We start from the raw sequence: 16,786 nt of genomic DNA, 5'->3' as shown, positions 1-16,786 counted from the left end.
TAGGCTATTAATGGTGTTGGGCGAGCCGTATATGCTTTCGTCGATGGCTTTCAATGCTCTTTGTCAAGGTTTCACCAGTCCGCTCAATAAAGTTGACCTGATAGCTAATGAGTTTCTGTATAGCTTCAGGTATCGGCAGGAGTCGCAAGGCGGACAGCATTTGCTCAATCGTGGGGCCTTCGTCATAGTGCTTGCCAGCAATGGTTTCAGGAGCGTGTCCAACTATTGCGTCAATAATCGATTGGTCCAGTTCTTTACCATCCCGCTTGACATTACATAGGTTGGTTTCCAGCGTATGCCGGAACGAGTACAGGCTTTTACCATCGTGGGGCACGTGAACACCAATAGAGACCAAATAGCCTTTTGGTTTCTCATTGAAGAATTTTCCGGCGCTCTTTGCCCAGCCTTCCTTATTGTGTTCAGTATCGTTGTTTCGTGGACGAAGATAAGTGAGGCCGTCGCCGAACAGTTTCTTCTGCTTGGCGCGCCGCTGGCTATCTACATATGCAAGGAAACCCAGCTCAATCAGGCGTGGGTGAATAGGTACCTGTCGGGCTTCGCCTGTTTTAATCCGCTTTGCTTCGGGAACCTTTGGGTCGTCGGCGCAGAAGTCGAAGCATGGATGCCCGCCAACTTCCCTGATGTCGGCGGTATCGAGCTGAGCGATCTCATTGGTACGGGCACCAGTGAAATAAGCCACCAATGGAATCCAAAACCAAAACGGATATGCCTTGGTTCGGTCCTTAGGCAGAGGGCCTTGGTAGATAAATCCAGAGAAAATCGCTTCGACCTCATCAGGGGAGAAAGGCACACCGTCACGACTGCGTTCGTTCTCTCTCCTCTGTACTGGCTTGATGATCAAGTCATCTACTCTGACCGATGTCAGATCAATGAATCTGGCATGGTTCTGTATCTGCTTCATTGATGCGATGAGGGCGCTCACGCGCTCGTGTCCTGTCATCTGTCCTGGGTCGTCTGTCAGAATCTCATTGAGCGCGGTCGGAGATGGGGCTATGGAGGCCGTCGCGCCAGCTTTCACCTTACGAGCAGCATCGTAAGCAGCTTGCCAGTCCTGTTTGCTCAGCTTGCATACGGGCTTGTGCTGGGTGAGGACGGTCATAACCCTGGCCCGGCGCTCTCTTTCCTCCAGGGTGCCGCCATGGTTCGCCTGCCCGCCTCTAGACGAGGTGTCAGCCCTGTCTCGTGCCAACTGGTGCTCCCATACCTGATAAAGGGTCCAGTCAGCCATTGCCGGATCATGGCTTGGTAACGGCTGGCGCTTTTCTTCTGCATCGACTCGGCCACCAACTGGAGAGAGCTTGCGGAGCACCAGTTCATCCCGAAGCTTTGGTAGTACCGCGCGTAGTTCGGTTGCTAGATAGGGTTTGGAAAGCTCCAATAATTGCTTCGCCAATGCCTCATGTTCGTGCGGAATAGGACGGCCATAGGCCCCGGTCAAGAGTCGTGCCACTTCTCTCCGGCGTTGTCGAGCCTCTAATTCTTCGTTCGAAAGGATGGGCTCAGCGGGGTGGCTGTCATCCTTAGGGCTAGAGAAATCTGGAAGTCGCTCCATCGTAGGAAGCAGTTCCAAAATCTCTTTGTAATCGGCCTCAGAAAGGCCAAGCTCATCTCGTTCCATCACGCTAACCACCTTGTCAAAAGCTGACTCAAACCTCGCTACAAACTGCCGTGCTCGTTTTTGGGCCAAGCGACGCCTGTCGGTTTTCAGGGTTCGTCTGATCTCGCGCTGTCCGTTAAACAGCATACGCAGAGAACAGGGGATGACAATACGGAAGTAGAACGTTCCGTGACGGTTAAGCGTCAGGTAGGAAGGGGATGGTTTCATGCTAGGCACCGAGTGATGCCCCACAGGATTGTGACACCTCAGTGGCACACCGGCAAAAATGCAAGGGCCAGATAGCACAAAGCCCCATAAAATGGGGCTTGTGTAAGGAAGGTGGTGGAGCCGGGGGGATTTGAACCCCCGTCCGCCAGTACTCCGCTGTCGGTACTACATGCTTAGCCGTGTCTACTGATTTAATCCGCAGCCGCCCGACGGGCAGGGTGCTTTGGATGAGTTGTGTAAGTTTTAGTCACTTCGCCCACAACGTGCTACGCGACGATCCTGTTCTGTATGACAATCAGTTCGGGTTTACAGGCATCCCCTAGTGATTGCTGGAGCCGAAGCTACCAGAAGCAACGGGTCAAGAGACCGCATTAAGCGGCCAGCTTGAACTCCGCGCCGTAGTTATCGTCATTGGCAACTATAAAAGTTGCAACAGTGGATTTACGAGTTCTGTTACCAACTCGGCATGCACCTAGAGTTTCGCTACCGGCGTCGAATCCTAATCGGCCCCACACTAGCTCTTGGCTACCGCACCTTACGGTACGTGAGGCCGAGTATACGCCATTGTGCGGGCGACGTCGACAGCTGGCCCGATCGCCCGCCTCTGGCCTCACGCGCCGCTGCCGCCGCCGCTGGTGCCGCTGCCTTTCTCGGTTTTCTCCAGGCGTTCCAGCACTTTGCTGGTGATCGCGATGCATTCCTTGGTGTCGCCTGCGGCCTGGGCAGCCTTGGCTTTGTCGACGTGCTCGGTGATGGCCTTGTCCAGGCCCTCGGAGGTGGCGCCAGCGGTGGCCATGCTGTCGTCGATCTTCTGCAGGTTGGCGGTGCACAGGTCTTCGGCGGCAAACACCGGGGAAGCCAGCAGGGTGGCGGCCGCGAACAGGGCCGAAAGCGCGGTACCTTTCATGGGAGTCTCCTTCTGGGCCTCTGGAAGGTGGGCCTGTAAGGATGGACTGTGGAGGATTGGCGGGGGTTCAATCGGGATGCCGGGGGGATGGCACCGGCTTTGCCGGTGTTCGCGGCTGAAGCCGCTCCTACAGGTACGGCGTGGCCCAAAGCCGGCGCTGTAACTGTGGGAGCGGTAGCCGTCAGATCTTGCCTTGAACGGTCATATGCTGCGTGGTCGGGTGACGCGGTCTACAAGGTAGACCAGCCCGTGGTAGTCGATACCGCTATGGCTGGACAGGCCGATCTCGCAGGTGCGGCTGGTGGAGATGCCTTCGCTGCAATACTGCACCGCATCCTTCAGGCTACGCAGCGAGTGGGCGTTGAGCTCTGGCGTGGTGAAGCCTTTGTCGCCGGCAAAGCCGCAGCAATGTATGCCCTCCGGGATCACCACTTGCTTGCTGCAGCGCCGCGCAAGGTCGATCAATGCCTGGCTTTCGCCCAGGTGCTGGGTGCTGCAGGTCACATGCACGGCCACTGGCTCGTCCTGTGGAGTGAACTCCAGGCGCTCGAGCAGGTGGGTGCGGATGAAGCGCACCGGGTCGTACAGGTCCAGCCGGGTGTCGCTCAGGTCCTGCACCAGGCGCAGGGTGCAGGGGCTTGTGTCGCAGTAGATCGGGTCGAGGCCGCCGCGGCTGGCATGCAGCAGGGCGGCGATCAGTTCCTGGCGTTTGTGTTCGGCCTGCTCGGGGTAGCCCTTGGAGGCGAACGGCTGGCCGCAGCAGAGGCTGTCGGCGTTGTCGGGGAACACCACCTGATAACCGGCCTTCTCAAGCAGTGCACGGGTCTTGTCCAGTAGCGAGCTCTGCTCGCGGTCGGCGTAGGCCGGGCCCATCACCCGCGACACGCAGGCAGCCAGGTACACCACGCGGGGGCGGGCGTCGTTGCTGGCCGGGCCGAAGCCCAGCGGGCGCAGGGGTTGTGGCATGGCCGGGGTCCACTGTGGCAGGCGGCCTTTGCTGGCTTTGTTCAGCGAGGCACTCAGGCGGCCCAGGCGTGGTGCGCCGAGCAGCTTGCGTGCGGTGTTGGCGGCAGTCAGGGTCAGGCGGGCGCCGCCCAGGGCGGTGTGGAAGTGTTCGGCCAGCCAGTCAGCGGTTTTTTCGTGCCCGGCAGCCTGGCTGCGCAGTTTCTTCACCAGTTCGCCGGTGTTGATGCCGACCGGGCAACGCTGGGCGCAAAGGCCGGTGGCAGCGCAGGTGTCGATACCCTGGTACTGATAGGTCTGGCGCAGTTCCCGAGTGTCGATGCCGGCGCGCTGCTTGGCCTGGATGTCACGCCACATGACGATGCGTTGGCGCGGGCTGAGGGTCAGGCCCTTGGACGGGCACACCGGTTCGCAGAAGCCGCATTCGATGCACTTGTCGACGATTTCGTCGGCGGCGGGCAGCGGCTTGAGGTTTTTCAGGTGGATGTCCGGGTCTTCGCTCAGCACCACGTCGGGATTGAGGATGCCATTGGGGTCGAGCAGGCGCTTGAGTTTCCACATCAGCTGGTAGGCATCGTGCCCCCATTCCAGCTCCACGAATGGCGCCATGTTGCGCCCGGTGCCGTGCTCGGCCTTCAGCGAGCCGCCAAACTCTACTGCCACCAGTTGCGCCACGTCGTCCATGAAGGCCTGGTAGCGGGCGACTTCCTCGGCGCTGTTGAAACCCTGGGTGAAGACGAAGTGCAGGTTGCCTTCCAGGGCATGGCCGAAAATGATCGCTTCGTCGTAGCGGTGCTTGTCGAACAGCTGTATCAGGCGGTTGACGCCTTCGGCCAGTTGCTCGACGGGGAACGTGACGTCTTCGATGATCACCGTGGTGCCGGTCTGACGTACGGCGCCGACGGCGGGGAAGGTGTCCTTGCGGATTTTCCACAACTGGTTGTACACGGTCGGGTCTTCGCTGAAGTCCACCTGCTGTTCCAGTGGGAAGTCGGCGATCGAGGCCATCACCTGTTGCAGTTGTTCATGCAGCAGGCTCTGGCTAGCGGCGCGGGACTCGATCAGCAGGGCGCAGGCATTGTCCGACAGGCCTTTTACCCACAGCGGCATGCCGGGCATGTTCTGCACCGAACGCAGGCTGCGGCGGTCGAGCAGCTCCACGGCCGAGACCGGCTGGCGCTTGAGCACGGTCACCGCGCGGCAGCAGCTTTCCACACTGGGGAACACCAGCAGGGCGCTGGCCTTGTGCGGGTGATCGGGCACGGTGTCATAGGTGACGGCACTGATGAAGCCCAGGGTACCTTCGGAACCGACCAGCAGGTGCTGCAGGATATCCAGCGGCTGGTCGTAGTCCACCAGCGCGTTCAGCGACAGGCCGGTGGTGTTCTTCAGCCGGTATTTGTGCCTGATGCGCTCTGCAAGTGCGGTGTTGGCTCGGGTCTCGCGGCCCAGGCGGGCCAGTGATTCCAGCAGGTCGGCGTGGCTGGCCTCGAACGCGGCGACACTGGCCGGGTCTTCGCTGTCCAGGCGCGTGCCGTCAGCCAGCACCAGGCGTAGGCCGGCGAGGGTGTGGTAGGTGTTCTGCGCGGTGCCGCAACACATGCCACTGGCGTTGTTGGCGACGATGCCGCCGATCTTGCAGGCGTTGATCGAGGCCGGGTCGGGCCCGATCTTACGCCCGAAGGGGGCCAGCCAGGCGTTGGCCTGGGCGCCGATGACCCCGGGCTGCAGGCGGATCTGCTCGCCTTGGCCGCGGATTTCGCGGCCGTTCCAGTTATCACCGAGTACGATCAGCACCGAGTCGCTGATGGCCTGGCCAGACAGGCTGGTGCCGGCGGCGCGGAAGGTGACCGGCACCCGCTCGCGCTGGGCCAGTTTGATCAGGCCGACCACTTCGTCCTCGGACTCGACGCGCACCACCAGCTTGGGGATCAGCCGGTAGAAGCTGGCGTCGGTGCCGAAGGCCAGGGTGGAGGTGGGGTCGTCGAAACGGCGTTCGGCGGGGATCAGGCGCTCGGCATCACGCAGGAACGCGGCGGGCAGGCTCATGCAGTCTCCTCGCGGGGTCGTGGCGTCTGTGCGCCGCATACCCCGGGTCAATCAGGCGGTCGTTCTTGCGGGCGTTCAGGCGCCCAGTTCGCGTACCAGCGAGTCGCGGGTGATTTCGCTGATCGACTTGGCCCCGGTCAGCACCATGGCCACACGCATTTCCTTCTCGAACAGCTCCAGCAGGTTCTTCACCCCGGCCTGGCCGTGCACGGCAAGCGCGTAAAGGAAGGCGCGGCCGATCAGTACGGTATCAGCGCCCAGGGCGATCATGCGCACCACGTCGAGGCCGCTGCGGATGCCGGAGTCGGCGAGGATCTTCAGGTCACCTTTGACCGCATCGGCAATCGCCGGCAGGGCGCGGGCGCTGGACAGCACGCCGTCGAGCTGGCGGCCACCGTGGTTGGACACGACGATGCCGTCGGCACCGAACCTGACCGCATCGCGGGCGTCATCGGCATCGAGGATGCCCTTGATGATCATCGGGCCGTCCCAGAAGTCGCGAATCCACTCCAGGTCTTTCCAGGAGATCGACGGGTCGAAGTTGTTAGCCAGCCAGCCGATGTAGTCGGCAAGGCCCGTGGGGTTGCCACGGTAGGTGGAAATGTTGCCCAGGTCGTGTGGGCGGCCCATCACGCCGACATCCCACGCCCACTCGGGGTGGGTCATGGCTTGCAGCACGCGGCGCAGCGGGCCGTTCTTGCCGCTCATGCCAGAGTGGGCGTCGCGGTAGCGGGCGCCTGGGGTTGGCATGTCGACGGTGAACACCAGGGTCTTGACCCCGGCTGCCTTGGCCCGCTCCAGGGCGTTGCGCATGAAACCGCGGTCCTTGAGCACGTACAGCTGGAACCACATCGGCCGGTCGATGGCCGGTGCCACTTCTTCGATCGGGCACACCGACACTGTGGACATGGTGAACGGAATGCCGTGGGCCGCTGCCGCGCGCGCTGCCTGCACTTCGCCACGGCGGGCGTACATGCCGGTGAGGCCGACCGGGGCCAGGGCCACCGGCATGCTCAGGGTTTCGTCGAACAGCTTGGTTTGAAGGCTGAGCTCGGACATGTTCTTCAGCACGCGCTGACGCAGGGCAATGCTGGCCAGGTCCGAGACGTTGTGGCGTAGGGTGTGCTCGGCGTAGGCGCCGCCGTCGGCATAGTGGAACAGGAAGGGAGGCAGCTTGCGTTGGGCCGCGGCGCGATAGTCGGTAGAGGCAGAAATGATCATGGATTCTCGCAGCGTTGCAGGTGGGGATTGCCGGGCGCGCGATGGCGCCCGGCCCCTTTCACTTTAGTGATGAACCAGCATGCCGGTCAGCCAGTAGGCCTGGATCAGGGTGATCAGGCCGACAATGGTGGCGAAGAACAGGCTGTGCTTGACGGTGAAGCGGAACAGGTCGGATTCCTTGCCGACCAGGCCGGTAGCGGCGCAGGCCACGGCGATCGACTGCGGCGAGATCATCTTGCCGGTCACGCCGCCGCTGGTGTTGGCCGCTACCAGCAGGGTGTCGTTGACCCCGATCTGGTGCGCGGTGGTGGCCTGCAGCGAGCTGAACAGGGCGTTGGACGAGGTGTCTGAACCTGTCAGGAACACGCCCAGCCAGCCGAGGAACGGCGAGAAGAACGGGAACGCGGCACCGGTACCGGCCAGCACCAGGGCCATGGTCGAGGACATGCCCGAGTAGTTGGTGACGAAGGCGAAGGCCAGCACCATGCCGATCGACAGGATGGGCCAACGCAGCTCCCAGAAGGTCTCTTTGAAAGTGGTCAGACCAGTTTTGAAATTGATCTTCAACACTGCCATGGAGATCAGCGCCGAGAGGAAGATCGCGGTGCCGGTGGCAGAGATCGGGTCCAGCTTGAACACTGCTGGCATGGCGGTTGGCGCGGCAACGATCGGTGCGCTCTTGATCACCAGTTGGTCGAGGTGCGGGATGGCGAAGTTGAACACGAAGTTGTACATGGCACCGCCCGGGGCGAAGGCCGCCTTGAACGGTTTCAGAGTCCAGATGGTGACCAGCACGGTGAGGATCAGGAACGGCGACCAGGCCTTGAAGATCTCGGCAAAGCTGTAGGGGCTTGGCTGGCTGCCGCTTGGCTGAACCACAGCAGCGCCGACGCTGCCTTTGGCTTCGGCGAACGAACGCTTTGGCTGCCAGACTTTCAGGAACAGCGTCAGGGCGATCAGGCTGGCCAGGGCCGAGGTGATGTCCGGCAGCTCTGGGCCGATGAAGTTCGAGGTGAAGTACTGGGTGACGGCGAAGCTCAGGCCGGCGACCAGGGCTGCAGGCCAGGTTTCCTTCACGCCACGCAGGCCGTCCATCATGAACACCAGCCAGAACGGCACGAACAGCGACAGCAGCGGCAGCTGGCGACCGGTCATGGCGCCGATGTGGAAGGCGTCGATGCCGGTGACCTGGCCGGCCACGATGATCGGGATGCCCAGGGCGCCGAAGGCCACTGGCGCGGTGTTTGCGATCAGGCACAGGCCGGCGGCGTACAGCGGGTTGAAGCCCAGGCCCACCAGCAGCGCGGCAGTGATTGCCACCGGTGCACCAAAGCCTGCCGCACCTTCCAGGAAGGCACCGAAGCAGAAGCCGATCAGCAGTACTTGCAGGCGCTGGTCGTCGGTGATCGACAGCACCGAGCTGCGGATCACTTCGAACTGGCCGCTCTTGACCGTGAGTTTGTACAGGAACACCGCGGCAACGATGATCCAGGCAATTGGCCAGAGGCCGTAGAGGAAGCCATAACCCGCAGCGGCGAACGCCATGTCGACAGGCATCTGGAAGGCGAAGATTGCCACCAGGATCGACAGCGCGAGGGTGATGCTGCCGGCCACGTGGCCTTTGAGGCGGAACACGGCCAGGGCAAGGAAGAAGAAGACGATGGGAATGACCGCCGCCAGTGCGGACAGGCCAAGACTACCAAGCGGACTATAGATTTGTTGCCAGGTTTGCATATGGGGTGGCCCCTAATTGTTGTTGGTCAGGCACTGGCATTGGATAATTGGTAAGACCAATTTACAATGGCTAGGCGCTAGGTTAAAAGCGTCTTCGTGGGTGTGTCAATTTGTCCCGTGCAAAACTTTGGTCGCGTGCCGATGAGTGGGTGCCTGATGGGTTGCGAAAATCGTTGCCTGATGGGTGTTTGCGCGGCCTGGATCGGCGAGAATAGAGGCCCCCTGAAATTTGCCGGGGGTTTGTGGAGAGCATGTGATGGTTTTTGATCAGGTCCGCCAACGGCGCCTGTCCGACGACATTGTCGATCGGTTGGAGGGGATGATTCTGGAAGGCACGCTGACCTCGGGGCAGCGGCTGCCGGCCGAGCGCGTCCTCGCCGAGCAGTTCGGCGTGTCCCGCCCGTCACTGCGTGAAGCGATCCAGAAGCTGGTGGCCAAGGGGTTGCTGGTCAGCCGCCAGGGCGGGGGCAATTTTGTCGCCGAGTCTCTGGGCTCTACTTTCAGTGACCCGTTGCTGCAGTTGCTCGAGCACAGTGCCGAGGCGCAGCGTGACCTGCTCGAATTCCGCCATACCCTGGAGGCGTCCTGCGCCTACTACGCGGCTCGGCGCGCCACCGAGCCGGACCGGGCGCGGCTCAAGGCGGCCTTCGATGCGCTGCAGGACTGCTATGCCAGGGCTGACGAAGTGACCCGGGCGGAGGAGGGCGCGGCCGATGCGCGCTTCCATCTGGCGATTGCCGAAGCCAGCCATAACGCCGTACTGCTGCACACCATCCGGGGCTTGTTCGACCTGCTCAAGCGCAACGTGGTGACCAACATTGGTGGTATGTACCAGCAACGGACCGAGACCCGGGACATGCTGATCAGTCAGCACCGGGAACTGTACCTGGCGATTGTCGAGGGCAGGGCGGAGGATGCGCGGGAGGTGTCCAGCCGGCACATTCTGTATGTGCAGGAGGTGCTGGAAGAGGCGCACGAAGAAGCGCAGCGAGTGGCGCGGGCGGAGCGGCGTAGCGGGCGTTGAGATTTGTATTGGCAATGCTGGCCTCTTCGCGGGTAAACCCGCTCCCACAGGGATGGCACCGAATCTGAACTCAGTGTTAACCCTGTGGGAGCGGGTTTACCCGCGAAGAGGCCGGAGCAGGCTGAAGAAGAGGTATTACTCTTCCTTGCCCTTGTTCCGCACCGCCCGCTGCAGCTCGCGGTTGGAATCGCGCTCGCGCATGGTGTCGCGCTTGTCGAATTCCTTCTTGCCCTTGCCCAGCGCGATTTCGCACTTGATCAGGTGCTTGCTCCAGTACAGCGCCAAGGCCACGCAGGTGTAGCCCTTCTGCGCCACGGCCGCTTCCAGGCGCTCAAGCTCGCGCTTGTTCAGCAGCAGCTTGCGGGTGCGGATGGGGTCGGCGATGACGTGGGTGCTGGCCGTGGTCAGCGGGGTAATGTGGCTGCCGAACAGCCAGGCTTCACCGTCCTTCAGCAGCACGTAGCTGTCAGTCAGGTGCGCCTTGCCGGCTCGCAGGCTTTTTACTTCCCAGCCGGACAGGACCAGCCCGGCCTCGAACTTGTGTTCGATGAAGTAATCGTGTCGCGCCTTTTTGTTCTGCGCGATGGTCCCGGTCGGATGTTTCTTTTGCTTAGCCATAGGGGCGGCATTATAGGCAGTCGCCGCGTCGTCGGCTACGGGATTTCGGTGTGCTTGAGCCACCGCAATGAATACCGGACAATACTGCCCCTGTCTTGGGGACAGAACCTGTATTCGGCACGCTGTGAAGCGCCGCCACCCAGCCTTGGAAGTGATGCCTGGATGACTACCCATATTCAACGCTCCGCCCTGCTGCCATACCCTGCCCAGGCGCTCTACGATCTGGTCAACGATGTGGCCAGCTACCCGCAGTTCCTGCCTTGGTGCTCGGCTTCGACAGTGATCGAGGCCAGCGACACGCACATGCGCGCCAAGCTTGAAGTGGCCAAGGGCGGCATGAGCCAGCACTTCGTCACGCGCAATGTACTGGTGCCGGGGCAGTCCATCGAGATGAACCTGGAGGAGGGGCCGTTTACCCAGTTGCATGGCCTGTGGGTGTTCAAACCGCTGGGTGACAAGGCCTGCAAGATCAGCCTGGACCTGTCGTTCGATTACGCCGGTCCGCTGGTGCGCGCGACCCTTGGGCCACTGTTCAACCAGGCGGCCAATACGTTGGTGGATGCGTTCTGCCAGCGTGCCAAGCAGCTGAATGCCTGACTGAAAAAGCGGCAACAAAAAGCCCGGACCAGGTCCGGGCTTTTTTGTAACTGCTCGCCGCTTACTGAGGCGATGTTTCCAGCGGAGCCGGAGTCGGGACCGGGGTGGTCTCGATGGTGTCGATCTCGCGCTGGATGGCTTCTTCAACCGAGCCTGGCTTGGCTGGTTTTTCTTCAGGCTGCACGGTTGGCTGCTCTGGCTGGTTGGCCGGGCTGACCGTGGTGTCGCCGCTGCCGCCGAGGATTTCCTGGTCGCGGCTGACGCCTGGCATGAAGTCGCCAGACAGGCTGACCAGTTGATCGCTCTCGTTGAAGAACACGCTCATGCGTTCTTGCTGACGTTTGCCGCCGCCTGGTTGCAGGCTGTACAGGTAATCCCAGCGGTTGGTGTTGAAGGTGTCCTGGATCAGCGGGTTGCCCATGATAAACCTTACTTGTCGGCGGGTCATTCCGGGACGCAATTGGTCTATCATGTCTTGCGTAACGACATTGCCCTGCTGGATGTCGATTTTGTAAACCCCGGGAAACGAGCAACCGGCGAGTGCGAGCAGTCCCACTAGGGTGAGGCTGGTTAGCAAGAGCTTGGTGTTTTGCATCGGTGGGCGACTTCCACTATCTTGGCTGGACAACGTAAACCCCGATCATACCCGTATTAAGAGAAGCTGCGAAGCAGCATCGGCGAGAAAGCTGACCATGGTTGAAAATAGCGAATTGCGCAAAGCCGGTCTCAAGGTGACCCTGCCTCGAGTCAAGATCCTTCAGATGCTCGACTCCACGGAGCAGCGTCACATGAGCGCCGAGGATGTCTACAAGGCGCTGATGGAGGCTGGCGAGGACGTGGGGCTGGCCACCGTCTATCGCGTGCTGACCCAGTTCGAAGCGGCGGGTCTGGTGGTTCGCCACAACTTCGACGGCGGTCATGCGGTGTTCGAGCTGGCAGATGGTGGTCACCACGACCATATGGTTAACGTGGAGACCAGTGAAGTTATCGAATTCATGGATGCTGAGATCGAGAAGCGCCAGCGCGAAATCGTGGCCGAGCATGGCTACGAGCTGGTGGACCACAATCTGGTCCTGTACGTGCGTAAAAAGAAGTAACGATTTTTTATCGTTATGAATGGCAAAGGCGACCTTCGGGTCGCCTTTGTGCTTTTTGAGGCTGAGAGCTGAGTCGTTTGTGCCGGCCTCTTCGCGGGTAAGCCCGCTCCCACAGGTATTGCGCAGGTTTCAGGTCCGGTGAATATCCTGTGGGAGGGGTTCAGGCCTTGCCGCTTACCACCATCTTGCGCGCATGCGCCAGGGATTCCTTGGTCAGGTCGATGCCGCCCAGCATCCGCGCCACTTCCTCCACCCGCTCGCGTTTGCCCAGGTTGGCCACGGCGGTGTGGGTAGTGTCGCTGTTGCGCACCTTGTGCACGAACAGGTGGTGATGCCCTTGTGCCGCCACCTGCGGTAGGTGGGTCACGGTCAGCACCTGGCCGCGCTCGCCCAGGCGGCGCAGCAGTTGACCGACAATTTCGGCAGTAGGCCCGCCGATACCCACGTCGACTTCGTCGAACACCAATGTGGGAATGCGCGAGGTCTGCGCGGTAATCACCTGAATCGCCAGGCTGATGCGGGACAGTTCGCCGCCTGAGGCCACCTTGGCCAAGCCCTTGAGCGGCTGGCCGGGGTTGGCGCTGACCAGTAGCTCGATCTGCTCCAGGCCATGGGGCGACAGGTCTGCGCCCTCATTGGGCGTGAGTGCGATGCAGAAGCGGCCGCCGGGCATGCCCAGGCGCTGGATTTCCTGCTCGACGGCCACCGCCAACTGCTGGGCAGCCTGTTGGCGCAGTGCACTGAGCTCGCGAGCCTTCTCTTTATAATGCTGGGCGAAGGCGGCCAGCTCTTCACCCAGTTGCTCGATCGACTCGTCACTGGCGTTCAGGCCTTCCAGCTCTTCCATCAGTTGCTGCTGCAGGTGGGGCAGTTCGGTGGGGTGCACGCGGTGTTTGCGCGCCAGCGTATAGATGGTGTCGAGGCGCTCTTCCAGTGCCTGCAGGCGCATGGGGTCGGCGTCGAAGTTGTCGAGGAAGCGGTTGAGCTCGCCCACGGCCTCCTCGACCTGAATCTGCGCGCTGGCGATCAGGTTGGCCGCTTCGCCCAGTGCCTTGGGCGAGTTGGTGGCGGCACCCAGGCGGTTGAGGCAGGAGGTGAGGGCGCTGAGCACATTGCCCGAATCGCTTTCGCTGCACTGGTCGATGACCTGGCGGCAAATGCCGAACAGGGCTTCGGCGCTGGTCAGGTTCTTGTGTTCCTGCTCCAGTTGCTCCAGCTCGTGTTCGCCCAGGCCGAGGTTGTCCAGTTCTTCCAGCTGGTAGCTCAGCAGTTGATGGCGGGCGCGCTGTTCATCGCCGGAGTTGGACAGGCGCTCCAGCTCCAGGCGGGTCTGGTTCCAGCGCTTGGCCGCCAGTTGCACCTGGCGGGCCAGGTCGATGGCGCCTGCGTACTCGTCGAGCAGGCGGCGATGGGTGTCGGTCTTGAGCAGCGACTGGTGCTCGTGCTGGCTGTGGATATCGATCAGCAGTTCGCCCAGCGCTTTGAGGTCTCCGAGCGGGCAGGGCGTGCCATTGATGTAGCCGCGGCTGCGGCCTTCGGCGGTGATCACCCGGCGCAGGATGCACAGGCCGTCATTGTCCAGGTCGCGTTCGGCCAGCCAGGCATGCGCCTCGGGGATGTCCACCAGGTCGAAGGTAGCGAGGATGTCTGCCTTGTCCGTGCCGGGGCGTACAACGCCACTGTCGGCCCGGTCGCCCAGGGCCAGACCGAGGGCGTCGAGCATGATCGACTTGCCGGCGCCAGTTTCACCGGTGATGACAGACATGCCGCGGGCGATCTCGAGGTCGAGATGCTCGACGATGGCGTAGTTGTGAATGGACAAGTGCACCAGCATGGGGCGGCTCCCGAAAGTCAGGTCTGGTTATTTATACAGTACTTTTTTCAGGGCTGCCAATGCCCCTTGGCAGATTCTGTTGCGGCCGGGAAAACCACCTTGCCCCTTGAAGCTGGTTTTTCCGGCCCCATATAGCCGACATCCAAGGCGAGCCAGGCTCGCAGTCCACAAAATTGCGCAGGAGAGACCCCATGGCTGACGAACAGCTGAACGAGAAAGACCTTAACGTCGAAGAGACCGGTGCAGGTAACGCTGCCGACGCCCGCGTCCTTGAACTCGAGGAGCAGCTGGCCGCGGCCAAGGATCAGGCGCTGCGCGCCGTTGCCGATGTGCAGAATATTCGTCGCCGCGCAGAACAGGATGTCGAGAAGGCCCACAAGTTCGCCCTGGAGAAGTTCTCCAGCGACCTGCTGCCGGTGATCGACAGCCTGGAGCTGGCCCTGGCGCACTCCAGTGCCGACGATGAGCACGTCAAGCAGATCCGCGAGGGCGTCGAACTGACCCTGAAGATGTTCCAGGACACCCTCAAGCGCTACAACCTTGAAGCTGTCGATCCGCACGGCCAGCCTTTCAACCCTGAGCACCACCAGGCAATGGCCATGCAGGAAAACAGCGAGGTAGAGCCGAACAGCGTGCTGAACGTGTTCCAGAAGGGTTACCTGCTCAACGGCCGCCTGCTGCGCCCCGCCATGGTGGTGGTCAGCAAGGCGCCGAGCGCCGCGCAACCTTCGATCAATGAAAAGGCTTGAAATCCTTCGGGGCATCCCCATCTAGGTGTCAAGCCTTCAAGTATTACCGCAGTTGGCCAAAGTAGTCGCTGCTACCAAATTCAAGTTTCGGGAGAGTTAACATGGGTAAAATCATCGGTATCGACCTGGGGACCACCAACTCGTGCGTCTCTGTGCTGGAAAACGGTAACGTCAAAGTCATCGAGAACGCCGAAGGTGCGCGTACCACCCCGTCGATCGTGGCCTACGCCAACGACGGCGAAATCCTGGTAGGGCAGTCGGCCAAGCGTCAGGCGGTCACCAATCCGCACAACACTCTGTTCGCAGTGAAGCGCCTGATCGGCCGCCGCTTCGAAGAAGACGTGGTGCAAAAAGACATCAAGCTGGTGCCTTACAAGATCGTCAAGGCCAGCAACGGCGACGCCTGGGTGCAGGCCAGCGGCAAGGACATGGCTCCGCCGCAAATCAGTGCTGAAGTCCTGAAGAAAATGAAGAAAACCGCCGAAGATTACCTCGGCGAGCCAGTTACCGAAGCTGTCATCACCGTTCCGGCCTACTTCAACGACAGCCAGCGTCAGGCCACCAAAGATGCCGGTCGTATCGCTGGCCTGGACGTAAAACGTATCATCAACGAGCCGACTGCCGCTGCACTGGCTTACGGCATGGACAAGGCCAAGGGCGACCACACCGTCATCGTTTATGACCTGGGTGGTGGTACCTTCGACGTTTCGGTCATCGAAATCGCCGAAGTCGACGGTGAGCACCAGTTCGAAGTACTGGCCACCAACGGCGACACCTTCCTGGGTGGCGAAGACTTCGACATGCGCCTGATCGACTACCTCGTCGACGAGTTCAAGAAAGAGTCCGGCATGGACCTGAAGAACGATCCGCTGGCGCTGCAGCGTCTGAAAGAAGCCGCTGAAAAGGCCAAGATCGAGCTGTCCTCCGCTCAGTCGACCGACGTCAACCTGCCGTACATCACTGCAGACGCTACCGGTCCGAAGCACCTGAACGTGAAAATCTCCCGCGCCAAGCTGGAGTCGCTGGTCGAAGACCTGGTCACCCGTACCATCGAGCCTTGCCGCATCGCTCTGAAAGACGCCGGCATCGATGCCAGCAAGATCGACGATGTGATCCTGGTCGGTGGCCAGACCCGTATGCCACTGGTACAGAAAGCCGTTGCCGACTTCTTCGGCAAGGAAGCGCGCAAGGACGTCAACCCAGACGAAGCCGTGGCCATGGGTGCTGCCATCCAGGGTGCCGTGCTGGCCGGTGACGTGAAAGACGTACTGCTGCTGGACGTCAGCCCGCTGACCCTGGGTATCGAAACCATGGGTGGCGTGATGACTTCGCTGATCGAGAAGAACACCACCATTCCGACCAAGAAGTCGCAGGTGTTCTCGACTGCCGACGACAACCAGGGCGCCGTGACCATTCACGTGCTGCAGGGTGAGCGCAAGCAGGCTGCACAGAACAAGTCGCTGGGCAAGTTCGACCTGGCTGACATTCCGCCGGCTCCGCGTGGCGTGCCTCAGATCGAAGTAACCTTCGACATCGATGCCAACGGCATCCTGCACGTCAGCGCCAAAGATAAGGCCACCGGCAAGTCGCAGTCGATCGTGATCAAGGCCAACTCCGGCCTGTCGGACGAAGAAATCGAGCGCATGGTGCGTGACGCCGAGGCCAACGCCGAGGAAGACCGCAAGTTCGAAGAGCTGGCCGCTGCCCGTAACCAGGGTGACGCGCTGGTGCACTCGACCCGCAAGATGGTCGCTGACGCTGGTGACAAGGTTACCGCTGAAGAGAAAACCGCCATCGAGGCTGCTGTTGTTGCCCTGGAAGCTGCTGTCAAAGGCGACGACAAGGCCGCCATCGATGCCAAGGTCGAAGAACTGTCCAAGGTCTCGGCACCGGTTGCCCAGAAGATGTACGCCGAGCAGTCGGCCGAACAGCCTCAGGGCGGCGCGCAGCAGGCCGAGCCGGAAGCCAAGCACGATGACGTGGTTGACGCCGAGTTTGAAGAAGTGAAAGACAACAACAAGCAGTAATCCCTGCATGTTGTCGGCCGGTTCACCGCCGTTTGGCGGTGAGCTGGTAGGATGTCACCGCGCGGGGGCTTGCTCCCGCGTTGGCGTATCTGGAATTCGAGAATTTTTACAGCATCTGTC

Annotated in this window: 13 protein-coding genes and 1 other RNA gene; 5 read left to right on the top strand and 9 right to left on the bottom strand. The window is 61.3% G+C overall.

All coding sequences use genetic code 11. The features are described from left to right. Positions 1 to 7: 7 nt before the first annotated feature. From CAY82_RS00350 to CAY82_RS00325, 6 genes are all read right to left on the bottom strand, one after another. Positions 8 to 1,846 carry a site-specific integrase gene (locus CAY82_RS00350; protein ID WP_087499454.1) on the bottom strand — a complete coding sequence of 613 codons (1,839 nt, stop codon included), beginning with the start codon at positions 1,844 to 1,846 and terminating at the stop codon, positions 8 to 10. 112 nt (positions 1,847 to 1,958) lie between these two features. Then, positions 1,959 to 2,357: a transfer-messenger RNA gene (gene ssrA, locus CAY82_RS00345) on the bottom strand. Positions 2,358 to 2,456: 99 nt separating this feature from the next. Then, a complete protein-coding gene (locus CAY82_RS00340) occupies positions 2,457 to 2,753 on the bottom strand; it encodes a hypothetical protein (protein WP_085625709.1) in 297 nt (98 codons plus the stop codon). Positions 2,754 to 2,954: 201 nt separating this feature from the next. Then, positions 2,955 to 5,765 carry an FAD-binding and (Fe-S)-binding domain-containing protein gene (locus CAY82_RS00335; protein WP_087499453.1) on the bottom strand — a complete coding sequence of 937 codons (2,811 nt, stop codon included), beginning with the start codon at positions 5,763 to 5,765 and terminating at the stop codon, positions 2,955 to 2,957. A 75-nt stretch (positions 5,766 to 5,840) separates the two neighbouring features. Beyond that, positions 5,841 to 6,986: an FMN-dependent L-lactate dehydrogenase LldD gene (gene lldD / locus CAY82_RS00330; RefSeq protein ID WP_063911804.1), complete on the bottom strand. Its 1,146-nt coding sequence runs from the start codon at positions 6,984 to 6,986 to the stop codon at positions 5,841 to 5,843. A 63-nt stretch (positions 6,987 to 7,049) separates the two neighbouring features. Next, positions 7,050 to 8,720: a lactate permease LctP family transporter gene (locus CAY82_RS00325; RefSeq protein ID WP_087499452.1), complete on the bottom strand. Its 1,671-nt coding sequence runs from the start codon at positions 8,718 to 8,720 to the stop codon at positions 7,050 to 7,052. Positions 8,721 to 8,976: 256 nt separating this feature from the next. Here CAY82_RS00325 and CAY82_RS00320 point away from each other — a divergent pair, with 256 nt between their 5' ends. After that, positions 8,977 to 9,744 carry an FCD domain-containing protein gene (locus CAY82_RS00320; protein ID WP_087499451.1) on the top strand — a complete coding sequence of 256 codons (768 nt, stop codon included), beginning with the start codon at positions 8,977 to 8,979 and terminating at the stop codon, positions 9,742 to 9,744. Positions 9,745 to 9,879: 135 nt separating this feature from the next. Here the strand turns inward: CAY82_RS00320 and smpB are convergent, their stop codons facing one another. Further along, positions 9,880 to 10,362, bottom strand: a complete 483-nt coding sequence (gene smpB, locus CAY82_RS00315) for an SsrA-binding protein SmpB (RefSeq protein WP_013974300.1) — start codon at positions 10,360 to 10,362, stop codon at positions 9,880 to 9,882. Positions 10,363 to 10,524: 162 nt separating this feature from the next. Here smpB and CAY82_RS00310 point away from each other — a divergent pair, with 162 nt between their 5' ends. Then, entirely contained in the window at positions 10,525 to 10,959 is a 435-nt protein-coding gene (locus CAY82_RS00310) for a type II toxin-antitoxin system RatA family toxin (protein ID WP_046613141.1), read from the top strand. Between the two features lie 61 nt (positions 10,960 to 11,020). Here CAY82_RS00310 and CAY82_RS00305 read toward each other — a convergent pair whose 3' ends face one another. Further along, positions 11,021 to 11,554 carry an outer membrane protein assembly factor BamE gene (locus CAY82_RS00305; protein WP_087499450.1) on the bottom strand — a complete coding sequence of 178 codons (534 nt, stop codon included), beginning with the start codon at positions 11,552 to 11,554 and terminating at the stop codon, positions 11,021 to 11,023. A 97-nt stretch (positions 11,555 to 11,651) separates the two neighbouring features. Here CAY82_RS00305 and fur point away from each other — a divergent pair, with 97 nt between their 5' ends. After that, entirely contained in the window at positions 11,652 to 12,056 is a 405-nt protein-coding gene (gene fur / locus CAY82_RS00300) for a ferric iron uptake transcriptional regulator (protein ID WP_015271870.1), read from the top strand. A gap of 160 nt (positions 12,057 to 12,216) precedes the next feature. Here fur and recN read toward each other — a convergent pair whose 3' ends face one another. Then, positions 12,217 to 13,890 carry a DNA repair protein RecN gene (gene recN / locus CAY82_RS00295; protein WP_087499449.1) on the bottom strand — a complete coding sequence of 558 codons (1,674 nt, stop codon included), beginning with the start codon at positions 13,888 to 13,890 and terminating at the stop codon, positions 12,217 to 12,219. 191 nt (positions 13,891 to 14,081) lie between these two features. Here recN and grpE point away from each other — a divergent pair, with 191 nt between their 5' ends. Then, entirely contained in the window at positions 14,082 to 14,639 is a 558-nt protein-coding gene (gene grpE / locus CAY82_RS00290; RefSeq protein ID WP_087499448.1) for a nucleotide exchange factor GrpE, read from the top strand. Between the two features lie 101 nt (positions 14,640 to 14,740). Then, positions 14,741 to 16,666 carry a molecular chaperone DnaK gene (dnaK, locus tag CAY82_RS00285; protein WP_087499447.1) on the top strand — a complete coding sequence of 642 codons (1,926 nt, stop codon included), beginning with the start codon at positions 14,741 to 14,743 and terminating at the stop codon, positions 16,664 to 16,666. The last annotated feature ends 120 nt before the right edge of the window (positions 16,667 to 16,786 follow it).

The sequence above is a fragment of the Pseudomonas sp. SID14000 genome (assembly GCF_002165135.1).
In the GTDB taxonomy this organism is placed as follows: domain Bacteria; phylum Pseudomonadota; class Gammaproteobacteria; order Pseudomonadales; family Pseudomonadaceae; genus Aquipseudomonas.
This window is presented reverse-complemented; position numbering and strand designations above follow the sequence as displayed.

Excerpts from the sequence above, each read along its gene's own strand:
- CAY82_RS00310 (WP_046613141.1), top strand. The coding sequence starts at position 10,525 with ATGACTACCCATATTCAACGCTCCGCCCTGCTGCCATACCCTGCCCAG.
- CAY82_RS00305 (WP_087499450.1), bottom strand. The coding sequence starts at position 11,554 with ATGCAAAACACCAAGCTCTTGCTAACCAGCCTCACCCTAGTGGGACTG.
- dnaK (WP_087499447.1), top strand. The coding sequence starts at position 14,741 with ATGGGTAAAATCATCGGTATCGACCTGGGGACCACCAACTCGTGCGTC.
- CAY82_RS00350 (WP_087499454.1), bottom strand. The coding sequence starts at position 1,846 with ATGAAACCATCCCCTTCCTACCTGACGCTTAACCGTCACGGAACGTTC.
- CAY82_RS00320 (WP_087499451.1), top strand. The coding sequence starts at position 8,977 with ATGGTTTTTGATCAGGTCCGCCAACGGCGCCTGTCCGACGACATTGTC.
- recN (WP_087499449.1), bottom strand. The coding sequence starts at position 13,890 with ATGCTGGTGCACTTGTCCATTCACAACTACGCCATCGTCGAGCATCTC.
- CAY82_RS00325 (WP_087499452.1), bottom strand. The coding sequence starts at position 8,720 with ATGCAAACCTGGCAACAAATCTATAGTCCGCTTGGTAGTCTTGGCCTG.
- fur (WP_015271870.1), top strand. The coding sequence starts at position 11,652 with ATGGTTGAAAATAGCGAATTGCGCAAAGCCGGTCTCAAGGTGACCCTG.
- lldD (WP_063911804.1), bottom strand. The coding sequence starts at position 6,986 with ATGATCATTTCTGCCTCTACCGACTATCGCGCCGCGGCCCAACGCAAG.
- CAY82_RS00335 (WP_087499453.1), bottom strand. The coding sequence starts at position 5,765 with ATGAGCCTGCCCGCCGCGTTCCTGCGTGATGCCGAGCGCCTGATCCCC.
- grpE (WP_087499448.1), top strand. The coding sequence starts at position 14,082 with ATGGCTGACGAACAGCTGAACGAGAAAGACCTTAACGTCGAAGAGACC.
- CAY82_RS00340 (WP_085625709.1), bottom strand. The coding sequence starts at position 2,753 with ATGAAAGGTACCGCGCTTTCGGCCCTGTTCGCGGCCGCCACCCTGCTG.
- smpB (WP_013974300.1), bottom strand. The coding sequence starts at position 10,362 with ATGGCTAAGCAAAAGAAACATCCGACCGGGACCATCGCGCAGAACAAA.